Below are 14,083 nucleotides of genomic sequence, written 5' to 3'. Positions count from 1 at the left end.
CACGAGCGCGGGCGGGTGGGCGGTGCGACCCACTTTATCTGGTACCGCCGCACGGGGCGGACACCGGTTCGCCGGAACCGCGGGCTTCCCGTGATCGTTACCCCGAGAGCGAACCCCGCCGGTCCGCCTCCGGCTCTGGGCCACGGGCCCAGGTTTACGGCCTACCATGGGCGACGGCGAAACGTGACGACGAGCTGGGAGAACCCGCGTGTCCATCCTCGACAAGGTCCTGCGCATCGGCGAAGGACGTGTCCTGAAGAAGCTGCATTCCGTGGCTGAGCAGGTCAACCGCTTGGAGCCCAGCTTTGTCGAGCTGAGCGACACCGAGCTGCGTGAGGAGACCGCGCGCTTCCGGGAACGCCTGGAGCACGGCGCGACCCTGGACGACCTCATGCCGGAGGCGTTCGCGGCGATCCGCGAGGCGGCGCACCGCACGCTCGGCCAGCGGCACTTCGACGTGCAGATCATGGGCGGCGCGGCGCTGCACCTCGGCAACATCGCCGAGATGCGCACCGGTGAGGGCAAGACGCTGGTGGCCACCACGGCCGCCTACCTCAACGCCCTGAGCGGCGACGGCGTGCACGTGATCACCACCAACGACTACCTGGCCAAGTACCAGGGTGACCTGATGGGCCGCGTCTTCCGGTTCATGGGCATGACCACGGGTGTCATCCTGTCCGGCCAGACGCCGGCGCAGCGCCGCGAGATGTACGCGGCCGACATCACCTACGGCACGAACAACGAGTTCGGCTTCGACTACCTGCGCGACAACATGGCGTGGTCCACCGACGACCTGGTCCAGCGCGGGCACAACTTCGCCATCGTCGACGAGGTGGACTCCATCCTCATCGACGAGGCCCGCACGCCGCTGATCATCTCCGGCCCCGCCGCCGGCGACGCGAACCGCTGGTACAACGAGTTCGCCAAGGTGGTGCGCCGCCTGGTCCCCACCGTCGACTACGAGGTCGACGAGAAGAAGCGGACCGTCGGCGTGCTCGAGCCGGGCATCGCGAAGATCGAGGACTACCTCGGCATCGACAACCTCTACGAGTCGCTGAACACGCCGCTGATCGGGTTCCTGAACAACGCCATCAAGGCGAAGGAGCTGTTCAAGCGCGACAAGGACTACGTCGTGCTGAACGGCGAGGTCATGATCGTCGACGAGCACACGGGTCGTATCCTCGCGGGCCGTCGCTACAACGAGGGCATGCACCAGGCCATCGAGGCGAAGGAGGGGGTGGAGATCAAGGCGGAGAACCAGACGCTCGCCACGATCACCCTCCAGAACTACTTCCGCCTCTACGCCAAGCTGTCCGGCATGACCGGTACGGCCGAGACCGAGGCCGCCGAGTTCCAGGGCACGTACAAGCTGGGTGTGGTGCCGATCCCGACGAACAAGCCGCCGCAGCGCATCGACCAGCCCGACCTCGTGTACAAGAACGAGGAGGGCAAGTTCAACGCGGTGGTGGCCGACATCGTGGAGCGGCACGCCTACGGCCAGCCGGTCCTGGTGGGTACCACCAGCGTCGAGAAGTCGGAGCTCCTGAGCGCCAAGCTCAAGAAGGCCGGCGTGCCGCACAACGTGCTGAACGCCAAGGAGCACGAGCGTGAGGCCGCGGTCGTGGCCATGGCGGGCCGCAAGGGCGCCGTCACGGTCGCCACCAACATGGCCGGCCGCGGTACCGACATCATGCTCGGCGGCAACGCCGAGTACCTCGCGGTGGCCGAGCTCGCCGAGCGCGGCCTGGACCCGGTCGAGACCCCCGAGGAGTACGAGGCGGCCTGGCCGGAGGCCCTCGAGAAGGCCAAGGCGCGCGTGGCCGCCGAGCACGACGAGGTCAAGGAGGCCGGCGGCCTCTACGTGCTCGGCACGGAGCGGCACGAGTCCCGCCGCATCGACAACCAGCTCCGTGGCCGTTCCGGCCGCCAGGGCGACCCGGGGGAGTCCCGGTTCTACCTGTCGATGCAGGACGACCTGATGCGGCTGTTCAACTCCGGCCTGGCCGAGTCGATGATGAACCGCGCGGGCTTCCCGGACGACATGCCGCTGGAGTCCAAGATGGTCACGCGTGGCATCATGTCCGCGCAGGGCCAGGTGGAGTCCCGCAACTTCGAGATCCGCAAGAACGTCCTCAAGTACGACGACGTCCTCTCGCGCCAGCGCAGCGTCATCTACGCCGAGCGGCTGCGGGTGCTCCAGGGGGAGGACCTGCGCGAGCAGGTGCAGCACTTCCTGACGGACACCATCACCGACTACGTCACCAACGCGACGGCCGACGGCAGCACCGGTGAGCAGTGGGACCTCGACGCCCTGTGGACGGCGCTCAAGGCGGTCTACCCGGTGTCGCTGACCCCGGAGGAGATCGCGGAGGAGGCCGGCGGCCTCGACCGGCTCACGGGCGAGATGCTGTTGGAGGAGATCCTGTCCGACGCCCGCGTGGCCTACCAGGCACGCGAGGACGAGCTGACGTCGCCCGCGATGCGCCAGCTCGAGCGCCGCGTGGTGCTCTCCGTGCTGGACCGCAAGTGGCGCGAGCACCTCTACGAGATGGACTACCTCAAGGAGGGCATCGGGCTGCGCGCCATGGCGCAGCGTGACCCGCTGGTCGAGTACCAGCGCGAGGGCTTCCAGCTCTTCCAGGCGATGACCGACGCCATCAAGGAGGAGTCGGTCGGGTTCCTGTTCAACCTCGAGGTCACGGTGCAGCAGCCCGACGCCGAGCAGGCCGACGGCGCCCCGGAGCTGCCCACCGTCGGCCCCGTGCCGCCGCGTGGCCGTCTGGGCACCGGACAGCCCGACGCGCCGCCCACGACCCAGATCCCCGCGGTGCAGCCGGCCGCGGCGGCGCAGCAGGCACCGGCCCCCAGGCCGCGGCGTGCGGCGGGTGCGGCGACCGAGCCGATCCTGCTGGCCAAGGGCCTGGACACCCCGAACCGGCAGCAGCCGCTGACCTACTCGGCACCGAGCGAGGACGGCTCGGGCTCGGCGTTCATGCAGTCGTCCGACGGCGCCCGCCGGCGTGCGGCGCTGCACGGCGAGGCCAGCGCCGTGGCGAGCGACGGCCGGACGTTCCCCGGCACGCCGCGCAACGCGCAGTGCCCGTGCGGGTCGGGCAAGAAGTACAAGGTCTGCCACGGGGTCAACGAGGCCTGACGGCCGCCATCACTCCGTCCGTCCGCCGAGGCGGTCGCCCGCCCGCCGGGTGACCGCCTCGGCGTTCCCCGTGTGAGACAGCGGTCTCCGGTGTCGGACGGTCCGGTTACCCTGATCGCAACGGCCGGAGCTCTCCGTGCGGGCCCGCACCGGACCGGACCGCCCGCCTCGATGAGTCCCCCGACGAAAGCAGGATCGCCGTGCCCGTCCACGTCCCCGAGCCCGCGCGCGGGCTGCGTGTCGTTCTGCTCGGCTGCGGCGTCGTGGGCACCGAGGTGGCCCGGATCCTGCTGGAGCAGGGTGCCGACCTGGCCGCCCGCGCGGGTGCCCCGCTGGAGCTCGTGGGCATCGCCGTCCGCAGCACGGCCCAGCCCCGTGACCCGGCGATCCCGCGCGAGCTGCTGACGCAGGACGCGGAGTCGCTCGTGGACGGCGCGGACATCGTCGTCGAGGTGATCGGTGGTACCGAACCCGCGCGTGGCCTGCTGCTGCGGGCCATCGAGGGCGGCGCGGCCGTGGTCACGGCGAACAAGGCGCTGCTGGCGGCGGACGGGCCCACGCTCTACAAGGCGGCCGACTCCGCCGGCGTCGACATCTACTACGAGGCCGCCGTCGCGGGCGCCATCCCCATCGTGCGGCCCGTGCGGGAGTCCCTGGCGGGCGACCACGTGCGCCGCGTGCTCGGCATCGTCAACGGCACCACCAACTACGTGCTGGACCAGATGGCCACGAGCGGGCTGGACCTCGACGCGGCGGTGAAGCAGGCCCAGGAGCTCGGCTACGCCGAGGCGGACCCGACGGCCGACGTGGACGGGTACGACGCCGCGGCGAAGGCCGCGATCCTCGCCAGCCTGGCCTTCCACACCCGGGTCTCGGCGGACGACGTGGCCCGCGAGGGCATCCGCGGCATCACGTCCGACGACGTGGCGTGGGCGGCCCGGACCGGGCACGCCGTGAAGCTGCTGGCCATCGCCGAGCAGACCGGTGAGGGTGTCTCCGTCCGGGTGCACCCGGCGCTCGTCCCGCTGGACCACCCGCTGGCGGGTGTGAAGGGTGCCTTCAACGCGGTCTTCGTCGAGGCGGACGCCGCAGGCCCGCTCATGTTCTACGGGCAGGGCGCCGGGGGCCGCCCCACGGCGTCGGCCGTCGTCGGCGACGTCGTCTCGGCGGCGCGCCACCGTGTGCTCGGCGGCAAGGGCCCCCAGGAGTCCACCTATGCGGCCCGCCCGCTGCTCCCGCCCGACGCCGCGGTGACGCGTTACCAGGTCCGCCTGCTGGTGGCCGACCTGCCGGGGGTGCTGGCACAGGTCGCCGGCGTCGTGGGCGACCACGGCGTGTCGATCGACACCGTGCGCCAGACCGGCCCCTCCGAGGGCACCGCCGAGCTGCTCCTGACCACCCACGCGGCCCGCGAGGCGTCGCTGGCCGCCACCATCGCGGCGGTCCGCACGCTCGAACCGGTCCGCGAGATCACGTCCGTCCTGAGAGTCGAAGGCTGAACCGTGCCCGTGCTGCCCGCTGAACCGAACCTCCCGTCCGCCGCTCCCGGCGCACCCACCTCACGCCTGTGGCGCGGCGTGATCGCCGAGTACGCCGACCGCCTGCCCGCCCACCTGCAGCAGAAGATCGTGACGCTCGGCGAGGGCGGCACGCCGCTCGTCCCCGCTCACGCGCTGTCGGAGCGCACGGGCGCCGACGTGTACGTCAAGGTCGAGGGCATGAACCCCACCGGCTCCTTCAAGGACCGGGGGATGACCACCGCGATCTCGGCGGCCGCCGGGCGCGGCGCCCGGGTCGTGGTGTGCGCGTCGACCGGCAACACGTCGGCGTCGGCCGCCGCGTACGCGACGCGGGCCGGGATGGTCTGCGCCGTGCTCGTGCCGGACGGCAAGATCGCGATGGGCAAGCTGAGCCAGGCCGTGGCGCACGGCGCGCGCCTGCTCCAGGTGGACGGCAACTTCGACGACTGCCTGGTGGCCGCGCGCAAGCTCGCCGACACCCACCCGGTCGAGCTCGTGAACTCGGTGAACCCCGACCGGATCGAGGGCCAGAAGACGGCCGCGTTCGAGATCGTGGACGCGCTCGGCGACGCCCCGGACATCCACGTGCTGCCCGTCGGCAACGCCGGGAATATCACGGCCTACTGGAAGGGTTTCACCGAGTACGCCGAGGCGGGTGTCGCGAGCCGTACGCCGGCCATGTGGGGCTTCCAGGCCGCCGGCGCCGCCCCGATCGTCAAGGGGCACCCGGTCGACGAGCCGGACACCATCGCGACCGCCATCCGGATCGGCAACCCCGCCTCGTGGGAGCAGGCCGAGCAGGCCCGCGACACGTCCGGCGGCGTCATCGAGGCGGTGACCGACGAGCAGATCCTCGCGGCGCACCGCATCCTCTCGGCCGAGGTCGGCGTGTTCGTCGAGCCGGCCTCCGCGGCCGGCGTCGCGGGCCTCCTGGCACGCCACGAGCGCGGCCTGGTGCCCGCGGGGGCGCGCATCACCATCACGGTGACCGGTCACGGGCTCAAGGACCCGGGCTGGGCGCTGCGCACGCCCGACGGCGGCGAGGTGGAGCCCGTGCGGGTCTCCGCCGACGTCGTGTCGATCGCCGACGCCCTGTCGCTCTGATGCAGCTCGGCGCCGACCACGTGCGGGTCCGGGTGCCCGCCACCAGCGCGAACCTCGGCCCGGGGTTCGACGCGCTGGGCCTGGCCCTCGCGCTGTACGACGAGGTCGAGGTACGGCTCGTCGCGAGCGACGAGGTGCTCGTCGAGGTCGAGGGCGAGGGGGCGGGCGAGGTCACGCTGGGGGAGGACCACCTGGTGGTCCGTGCGCTGCGCCGCACCATGGACCTGGCCGGGGCCGTCCCGACCGGCATCCACATGACGTGCCACAACGTGATCCCGCACGGACGGGGGCTCGGCTCGTCGTCGGCCGCGGTCGTGGCCGGGATCGTCGCGGCGCGTGCGCTGCTGGCCGACCCGCGCGCGATCGACGCCACCACGGTGCTCGCGCTGGCCACCGAGTTCGAGGGGCACCCCGACAACGCGGCCCCGGCCATCCAGGGCGGGGCCACGGTCGCCTGGACCACGGACGACGGTCCGCGCGCCGTCGGCCTGGACGTGGATCCCACGATCGAGGCCACCGTGCTGGTGCCGGACGCCCGGCTGGCGACGGCCCGGGCCCGCGCGGCCCTGCCGGCCCGCGTGTCGCACGGCGACGCCGCGTTCACCGCGGGCCGGGCGGCACTCCTCGTCGAGGCGCTCGCCCGGCGGCCGGAGCTGCTGTTCGACGCCACGGAGGACCGGCTGCACCAGTCCTACCGCGCGGCCGTCCTGGGGGCGTCCAGCGAGCTGCTGCGGGCGCTGCGGGAGGCCGGCGTGCCGGCCACGGTCTCGGGCGCCGGGCCCACCGTCCTGGTGCTCGCCGGGCCGGAGCACAGGGCCCGTCGTGACGCGGTCCTGGCGGAGCTGGTGGACGAGTCGGCGGGTTGGCGACGGTTGAGTCCGGGAATCGACATGACCGGTGCACGCGCACGGAGAGTTTCCGGAAACACGGGTGCGCTATCGTCCGGCTCGGCGGGTGCGACGGGTCGTCCGGGAACGCACCGTGTCGGGCCATGATCACGGGCAGTACGGGGTGGTAGTATGCAGTGAACCTTCGGGATCGCACGTCCTGAGCCATGGTGGCGGGAGCCCGGAATCTTCTCGGTTCCTCACCGCCTGATCGGCAGAGTTCTGATCCAGTGAACCTCGGCTGCTCAGCCGTGCCCGTTGCAGGCCGTGACCCACGGCTACCGCATCTCGCGAGAAGGCAGACAACGCCCCCGTCCGCCGTCGTCGTCGTACCACTGATGCGAGGTTTTTCGCGCCTCGGCCATCTCGTGCCGGACGCCCACTATCCCGCGGCCCGCGATCACGCGATCAGCCGCAGTTCGAGGGGGAAGGGTCCTTCGTGACAGACACCACCGATAACGCTCAGGAAGCCGCCGGCCGTACCGCCGGAGCGCTGAGCAGCATGCGCCTCGCCGAGCTCCAGGCACTCGCCGGAGACCTGGGCGTGAAGGGCACCTCCAGGATGCGCAAGAGCGACCTCGTGGAGACCATCCGCGAGAAGACGGGCGGCGCGACGAAGCGTCCGAGCCGTGCCGCTGCCACCGTGGAGCAGCCCACCACCGACAAGCCCGCCCGCGCCGAGACGCCGGTCGCCGCCGCCGAGGTCGCCACCTCGGGTGTGCGCGCCGACGCCAGCACGGAGGCCGAGAAGGCCGCCCGCCTGGCCCAGCTCGCCGAGGCCGTGGCCGCTCCGCGCGAGCAGGGCGGCCGTCGTTCCGGCCGCGGCCAGGGTGCCGCCGAGCAGAACGGCGACAAGACTTCCGAGACCCGTAACGGCCAGTCCGGCAGCGGCCGGCAGGGCTCCCGCAACGACCGCTCCGGTGAGCGTGGCGGCGAGCGCGGTGCCGACCGGAACGAGCGCGGCAGCAACCGTGGCGGCGAGCGGAACAACGACCGCAACGCCGACCGGAACAACGACCTCGACGACGAGCGCGGTTCGCGCCGCCGCCGCGGCCGGGACCGGGGCCGGGACCGCAAGCGCGGCCGCGGCCGCCAGGGTCCGGACGTCGCGGGCCTCGAGAACGTCGAGGTGCGCGAGGACGACGTGCTGCTGCCCGTCGCCGGCATCCTCGACATCCTCGACAACTACGCGTTCGTGCGGACGTCGGGCTACCTGCCGGGCAACAACGACGTGTACGTGTCGCTGAACCAGGTCAAGAAGGCCGGTCTGCGCCGCGGTGACGCCGTCGTCGGCGCCGTCCGCCAGCCGCGCGAGGGCGAGGAGCCGCCGCAGCAGCCCACCGGGCGCAACGCCAAGGTGAACAAGTTCAACGCCCTGGTCCGCCTGGACACCGTGAACGGCATGACGCCGGAGGAGGCGCGGGAGCGCCCCGAGTTCACCAAGCTGACGCCGCTGTACCCGCAGGAGCGTCTGCGCCTGGAGAACCCCGAGGCGACCAAGCTGACGCCGCGCGTGATCGACATCGTCGCGCCGATCGGCAAGGGCCAGCGCGGCCTCATCGTCGCGCCGCCCAAGGCCGGCAAGACGCTGATGATGCAGCAGATCGCCAACGCGATCACCACCAACAACCCTGAGGTCCACCTCATGGTCGTGCTGGTGGACGAGCGCCCGGAAGAGGTCACCGACTTCGAGCGCTCGGTCAAGGGCGAGGTCATCTCCTCGACCTTCGACCGCCACGCCTCCGACCACACGCTGGTCGCCGAGCTCGCCATCGAGCGGGCCAAGCGCCTCGTGGAGCTGGGTCAGGACGTCGTGGTGCTGCTCGACGGCATCACCCGCCTGTCGCGCGCCTACAACCTGGCCGCCCCGGCGTCGGGCCGCATCCTGTCGGGTGGTGTGGACGCCGCGGCGCTCTACCCGCCCAAGAAGTTCTTCGGTGCCGCCCGCAACATCGAGGACGGCGGCTCGCTGACCATCCTCGCCACCGCGCTGGTGGAGACCGGCTCGAAGATGGACGAGGTGATCTTCGAGGAGTTCAAGGGCACCGGCAACATGGAGCTGCGCCTGTCGCGGTCCCTGGCCGAGAAGCGCATCTTCCCGGCGATCGACGTCAACGGCTCGAGCACGCGACGCGAGGAGATCCTCATGTCGAAGGACGAGCTCGCGATCGTCTACAAGCTGCGCCGCGTCATGGGCGCGCTCGACCAGACGCAGGCCGCCGAGCTGCTGCTCGGTCAGCTCAAGAAGACCAAGACCAACGTCGAGTTCCTGCTGCACGTGCAGAAGACGACGCCGGGTGGTCTGACCGAGGACGAGAACGTCGGCGAGACCGTCTGATCCGGACGGTCCACGTCACACCCCGCTGCCTCGCCCATCCGGGCGAGGTAGTGGCAGAATGACTGGCTGGCTCGCTGGTTCACGCGCCTGCGGTTCTGCAGGGCGACCCAGCGGCATCACAACCAAGGAGCACCATGAGGGCTGGAATCCACCCCGAGTACGTCGTCACCCAGGTCACCTGCACCTGTGGCAACACCTTCACGACGCGTAGCACCGAGACGTCCGGCAAGATCAGCGCCGACGTCTGCAGCGCCTGCCACCCGTTCTACACGGGCAAGCAGAAGATCATGGACACCGGTGGCCGCGTGGCCCGGTTCCAGGCGCGCTACGGCAAGAAGGCCGCCGACAAGTAGCGACTCCGCAGCGCCGGTGGTCCGGTCCGACAACCTCTCCAGGGGCAGTCGGGCACCGGACCACCGGCGCTGTTGCTTTGCCCGGACCCCAGCCGTAGTACCGAGGAGAGATCGTGACCGAAGCGTTTGCCGGTGTCGGGCCGCTGCTCAGCGAGCACGCCGAGATCGAGACGGCACTGGCGGACCCCGCCGTGCACGCCGACCCCGGCCGCGCCCGGACCCTCGGCCGGCGCTACGCCGAGCTGAACCAGGTGGTGGGCGCCTACAAGGCGTGGGAGCAGGCCCACGACGACGCCGAGGCCGCCGCCGAGCTGGCCGCCGAGGACGCGTCGTTCGCCGAGGAGCTGCCGGGCCTGCGCGAGGCGGAGGCCGCGGCCGAGGAGCGGCTGCGCCGTGTGCTCGTCCCGCGCGACCCCGACGACGGCCGCGACGTCATCCTCGAGATCAAGGCGGGCGAGGGCGGGGAGGAGTCCGCGCTGTTCGCGGGCGACCTGCTGCGCATGTACCTGCGGTACGCGGAGCAGCGCGGCTGGTCCACGCAGGTCCTGGAGGCCACCGAGTCCGACCTGGGCGGCTACAAGGACGTCCAGGTGGCGATCAAGGCCAAGAGCGTGCAGGGCCCCGAGGACGGCGTCTGGCACAGCCTCAAGTACGAGGGCGGCGTGCACCGCGTGCAGCGGGTGCCCGTCACGGAGTCGCAGGGCCGCATCCACACCTCGGCCGCGGGCGTGCTCGTGTTCCCCGAGGTGGACGACCCGGGTGAGCTCGAGATCGACCAGAACGACCTGCGCATCGACGTCTACCGCTCCTCCGGGCCGGGCGGCCAGTCCGTCAACACCACGGACTCCGCGGTGCGCATCACCCACCTGCCCACCGGCATCGTGGTCTCGATGCAGAACGAGAAGTCGCAGCTGCAGAACCGGGAGCAGGCCATGCGCGTGCTGCGCGCCCGCCTCCTGGCGGCGCAGGCGGAGGCCGCCGCCGCCGAGTCCGCCGAGCTGCGCCGCTCGCAGGTGCGCACCGTGGACCGCTCCGAGCGGATCCGCACGTACAACTTCCCCGAGAACCGCATCGCCGACCACCGCACCGGCTACAAGGCCTACAACCTCGACCAGGTGCTGGACGGCGACCTGGGCCCGGTGGTGCGGTCCGCGATCGACGCCGACGAGGCGGCACGGCTCGCGGAGGCGGCAGGTGCCTGAGCCCGGAGGCCGGGGCACGACGGCCGTCCCCGCCGGACGGATCACGGCGGGTCTGGCGCCGTCCGGTGCGGTCGGGCAGGCTCGTGCCGTGGCCGGAGGAGTGCGATGAGCGCGCAGCTGCTGAAGTGGGCGCAGGAGGAGCTGGCCGACGCCGGGGTCGCGTCGCCGCGCGCCGATGCCGAGGCGCTGCTGGCGCACGCGCTCGGCGTGGACCGGTCCGAGGTGCGCCGGCTGGCGGTGCTGGGCCGCGAGGTGCCCGACGACGCGGTGCGTGCGTTCGAGGCCCTCGTCGCGCGCCGGGCCGCCCGCGAACCCCTGCAGCACCTCACCGGGCGTGCCGCGTTCCGGCACCTGGAGCTCGCGGTGGGCCCCGGCGTGTTCGTGCCCCGCCCCGAGACCGAGGAGGTGGCCCAGGTCGCCGTCGACGAGGCGGCCAAGGTCACGGCCGAGCGCGCGGGTGCGGGCGCCGTCGTCGTGGACCTGTGCACCGGGTCCGGGGCGATCGCCCTGGCCGTGGCCACCGAGGTGCCCGGGGCGCGCGTGCACGCCGTCGAGCTGGACAAGGACGCGCACGCCTGGGCGGAGCGCAACGTCGACGCGCTGAGCGCGGCCGCCGCCGGCCGGACGCCTGGGGACGGCGGTGCGCCCGGAGCCGGCACGACACCGGACGACCCGCCCGAGCGGATCGTCCGCCTGGTCAAGGGCGATGCCCGCACCGCGCTGTACGGGATCGACGGGACGGCCGACGTCGTCGTCTCGAACCCGCCGTACGTGCCCTCGGACGCCGTGCCGGTGGACCCGGAGGTCGCGGAGCACGATCCGGCCGTCGCGCTGTACGGGCTCGGCCCCGACGGCCTGGAGGTGCCCCGCGGCATCACGGCGGCCGCCGCGCGCCTGCTGCGACCGGGCGGGCTCTACGTCATGGAGCACGCCGAGGTCCAGGCGGAGGCGGCCCGTGCCATGGTCGCGGCGACGACGGACGCCGAAGGACGGCCGGCCTTCGAGGAGCCCGAGACCCGCAAGGACCTGACGGGACGGCCCCGGATGGTGGTCGCACGCCGTGCGGCTCCACCGGAGTCCAGGATCGTGAAAGACTGGCCCGCGTGAGTGTGCCTGTGCAGCCCGTGCTCGACGCCACCGACCCCCAGACCTGGGGCCCCGCGATCGACGAGGCAGTGAATGCGATCTCCCGGGGCGGCCTCGTGGTCCTGCCCACCGACACCGTGTACGGCATCGGTGCCGACGCGTTCGACAAGGAGGCGGTGGCCGCGCTCCTGGCGGCCAAGGGCCGCGGCCGGCAGATGCCGCCGCCCGTGCTGGTGGGGGAGGTGGCCACCCTCGACGGCCTGGCCACCGACGTGCCCGAGGACGCCCGCCGCCTCGTCGACGCCTTCTGGCCCGGCGGGTTCACCGTGATCCTGCGCGCGCAGCCCTCGCTGCAGTGGGACCTCGGCGACACGGGTGGCACGGTGGCGCTGCGCATGCCGGACCACCCGGCGGCGCTGGCCCTGCTCAAGCGCACCGGCCCGCTGGCCGTCTCCAGCGCCAACAAGTCCGGCAGCCCGGCCGCGCAGGACGTGGCGGACGCGGAGCGCCAGCTCGGTGCGTCCGTGGCGGTCTACCTGGACGGCGGCGAAGCGCCCGGCGGCGTCGCCTCTACGATCGTGGACGCCACCGGCCCCACGCTGCGCGTCGTGCGCGAGGGCGCGGTCTCGCTCGACGAGCTGCGCCGGGTGGCCGACGTCGAGGGTCTTCAGGCGACGCCCGAGGAGGGACCGGAGCCTGCCGCGGCGGGTGAGCCGGAGGACGACGAGTGAGGGTGTACCTGCTCCTGATGCTCGTGGCCGCCGCGGTCACGTTCCTGACGACGCCCTTTGCCCGGTGGGTGGCGCTGAAGACCTCGGCCATCTCGGCCGTCCGGGCCCGTGACGTGCACCTCGTGCCCACCCCGCGCCTGGGCGGGCTGGCCATGCTGATCGGCATCGTGGTCGCGGTGCTGCTGGCCTCCCAGATGCCGTTCCTCTCGGGGGTGTTCGACGCCCGGCAGGTCTCGCAGGTGTGGGGCATCGTGGGCGGCGCGGCGATCGTGTGCGCCCTGGGCTGGGCCGACGACAAGTGGGACCTCGACTGGGTGACCAAGCTGGCCGGCCAGGTGCTGGCGGCGGGGTTCATGGCGCTGCAGGGCGTGCAGCTCATCACGCTGCCGATCGCGGGGACGACCATCCCCTCCTCGCGCATGTCGCTCGCCGCGACCGTCCTCGTGGTCGTGGTCGCGATGAACGCCGTGAACTTCGTGGACGGGCTCGACGGGCTGGCCGCCGGCATCATCGCCATCGGCGGGACCGCCTTCTTCCTCTACACCTACCGGCTGACGGCGGAGGCCACGCCGGACGACTTCGCGAGCCTCGCCTCGCTCATGCTGGCCGTGCTCGTCGGTGCCTGTGTCGGGTTCCTGCCCCACAACTTCTTCCCGTCACGCATCTTCATGGGCGACGCCGGCTCCATGCTCATCGGCCTCGTCATGGCCGGCGCCGCGATCACCGTGACGGGCAACGTCCAGCCGGAGGTCATGACCGGCGCGCAGGCCCTGCCGGCGTTCATCCCGCTGCTGCTGCCGGTGGCGGTGCTCATGCTCCCGCTGCTCGACATGGGGCTGGCCGTGATCCGGCGGCTGGCCGCGGGCAAGTCGCCCATGGCACCCGACCGCATGCACCTGCACCACCGCATGCTGGCCCTCGGCCACTCGCACCGCCGCGCCGTGGTGATCCTGTACGTCTGGACCGCCGTGTTCGCGTTCAGCGCCGCGGCGCTGGTGCTGTGGGACTGGGAGATCGTGCTCGTCTGGACCGGCGTGTTCGTGGTGCTGGCGCTGCTGGCCACGCTCGGCCCGCTGCGCCACCGGGGCCGCTTCCTGGACGACGACGTCGCGCTGTCCGGCCAGGTCCCCAAGGTCCCGGCCGGGGTCGGGGCCGGGACCCCCGTGACCGCGCAGTCCGCACCGCAGGGCGGCGTCCGCCCCGGTGCCACCACCATCAAGGAGACCATCGAATGACCGAGCACGTACCCGACGCCCCCCACGCCGCACGCGGCGCCGAGCAGGCGATGCTGCGCACCGCCCTGCGCGACAGCCTCGTCCTGGTGGCCGGGCTCGCCGTGCTGGGGTCGCTCGCGGGGCTGCTGATCGCGGGCCTGCCGGGTCTCTGGGGCGGCCTGATCGGTGCCGCCCTGGCCGCGTTCTTCTGCGGCGCCACGGTGCTGTCGATGCTCTGGACCGTGGGCAAGGGCGCGGTCACGATGGGCGCCGTCGTGATGGGCGGGTGGATCGCCAAGATGGTCGTGCTCGTCGTGGTCATGGCGGTGCTGACGCGCTTCGACTTCTACGACCGCATCGTCCTGTTCGTGGTGCTGCTGCTGGGCGCCGTCGGCTCGGCGCTGCTCGACTACCGGGCAGTCAGGAACGCCCGCGTCCCCTACGTCGAGCCGGGCGCGGGCGCCTGACGGGCCGTCGTGGGGCGCAGCGGACCG

11 protein-coding genes are annotated in these 14,083 nt (G+C 72.5%); all 11 read left to right on the top strand.

The annotated features are described in order from the left end of the window. Nucleotides 1-208 precede the first annotated feature (208 nt). The 11 genes from secA to ACIG47_RS20235 all read left to right on the top strand — a co-directional run bounded on the left by secA (nucleotide 209) and on the right by ACIG47_RS20235 (nucleotide 14,056). Complete coding sequence (gene secA, locus ACIG47_RS20285) at nucleotides 209-3,154, top strand: preprotein translocase subunit SecA (protein WP_397432897.1); 2,946 nt, start codon at nucleotides 209-211, stop codon at nucleotides 3,152-3,154. A 200-nt stretch (nucleotides 3,155-3,354) separates the two neighbouring features. After that, nucleotides 3,355-4,653: a homoserine dehydrogenase gene (locus tag ACIG47_RS20280; protein WP_397432896.1), complete on the top strand. Its 1,299-nt coding sequence runs from the start codon at nucleotides 3,355-3,357 to the stop codon at nucleotides 4,651-4,653. Between the two features lie 9 nt (nucleotides 4,654-4,662). Then, entirely contained in the window at nucleotides 4,663-5,778 is a 1,116-nt protein-coding gene (gene thrC / locus ACIG47_RS20275) for a threonine synthase (protein WP_397432942.1), read from the top strand. Next, entirely contained in the window at nucleotides 5,778-6,773 is a 996-nt protein-coding gene (gene thrB, locus ACIG47_RS20270) for a homoserine kinase (protein ID WP_397432895.1), read from the top strand. Before thrC ends, thrB begins: the two co-directional genes overlap by 1 nt. Nucleotides 6,774-7,104: 331 nt before the next feature. Next, nucleotides 7,105-9,003, top strand: a complete 1,899-nt coding sequence (rho, locus tag ACIG47_RS20265) for a transcription termination factor Rho (protein WP_397432894.1) — start codon at nucleotides 7,105-7,107, stop codon at nucleotides 9,001-9,003. Nucleotides 9,004-9,137: 134 nt separating this feature from the next. Further along, nucleotides 9,138-9,356, top strand: a complete 219-nt coding sequence (rpmE, locus tag ACIG47_RS20260) for a 50S ribosomal protein L31 (RefSeq protein WP_119142620.1) — start codon at nucleotides 9,138-9,140, stop codon at nucleotides 9,354-9,356. A 113-nt stretch (nucleotides 9,357-9,469) separates the two neighbouring features. Next, entirely contained in the window at nucleotides 9,470-10,558 is a 1,089-nt protein-coding gene (gene prfA / locus ACIG47_RS20255) for a peptide chain release factor 1 (RefSeq protein ID WP_397414951.1), read from the top strand. Nucleotides 10,559-10,663: 105 nt separating this feature from the next. After that, the gene (locus ACIG47_RS20250; protein WP_397432893.1) at nucleotides 10,664-11,665 is read left to right on the top strand and encodes a N5-glutamine methyltransferase family protein; all 1,002 of its coding nucleotides are present in this window, start codon (nucleotides 10,664-10,666) and stop codon (nucleotides 11,663-11,665) included. Nucleotides 11,666-11,667: 2 nt separating this feature from the next. After that, nucleotides 11,668-12,375, top strand: coding sequence for an L-threonylcarbamoyladenylate synthase (locus ACIG47_RS20245; RefSeq protein ID WP_397415196.1), 708 nt, complete (start codon nucleotides 11,668-11,670; stop codon nucleotides 12,373-12,375). Continuing rightward, on the top strand, nucleotides 12,372-13,610 hold the full coding sequence (locus ACIG47_RS20240) for an MraY family glycosyltransferase (protein ID WP_397432892.1): 1,239 nt from the start codon (nucleotides 12,372-12,374) through the stop codon (nucleotides 13,608-13,610). The genes ACIG47_RS20245 and ACIG47_RS20240 overlap by 4 nt, the downstream gene beginning before the upstream one ends. Beyond that, a complete protein-coding gene (locus tag ACIG47_RS20235) occupies nucleotides 13,607-14,056 on the top strand; it encodes a hypothetical protein (protein WP_397432891.1) in 450 nt (149 codons plus the stop codon). The genes ACIG47_RS20240 and ACIG47_RS20235 overlap by 4 nt, the downstream gene beginning before the upstream one ends. The last annotated feature ends 27 nt before the right edge of the window (nucleotides 14,057-14,083 follow it).

Origin of the sequence: Promicromonospora sp. NPDC052451, assembly GCF_044547525.1 — a bacterium.
GTDB lineage: Bacteria > Actinomycetota > Actinomycetes > Actinomycetales > Cellulomonadaceae > Promicromonospora.
Note: the sequence above shows the minus strand (reverse complement) of the source record. Positions and strands in the feature narration are given on the sequence as shown.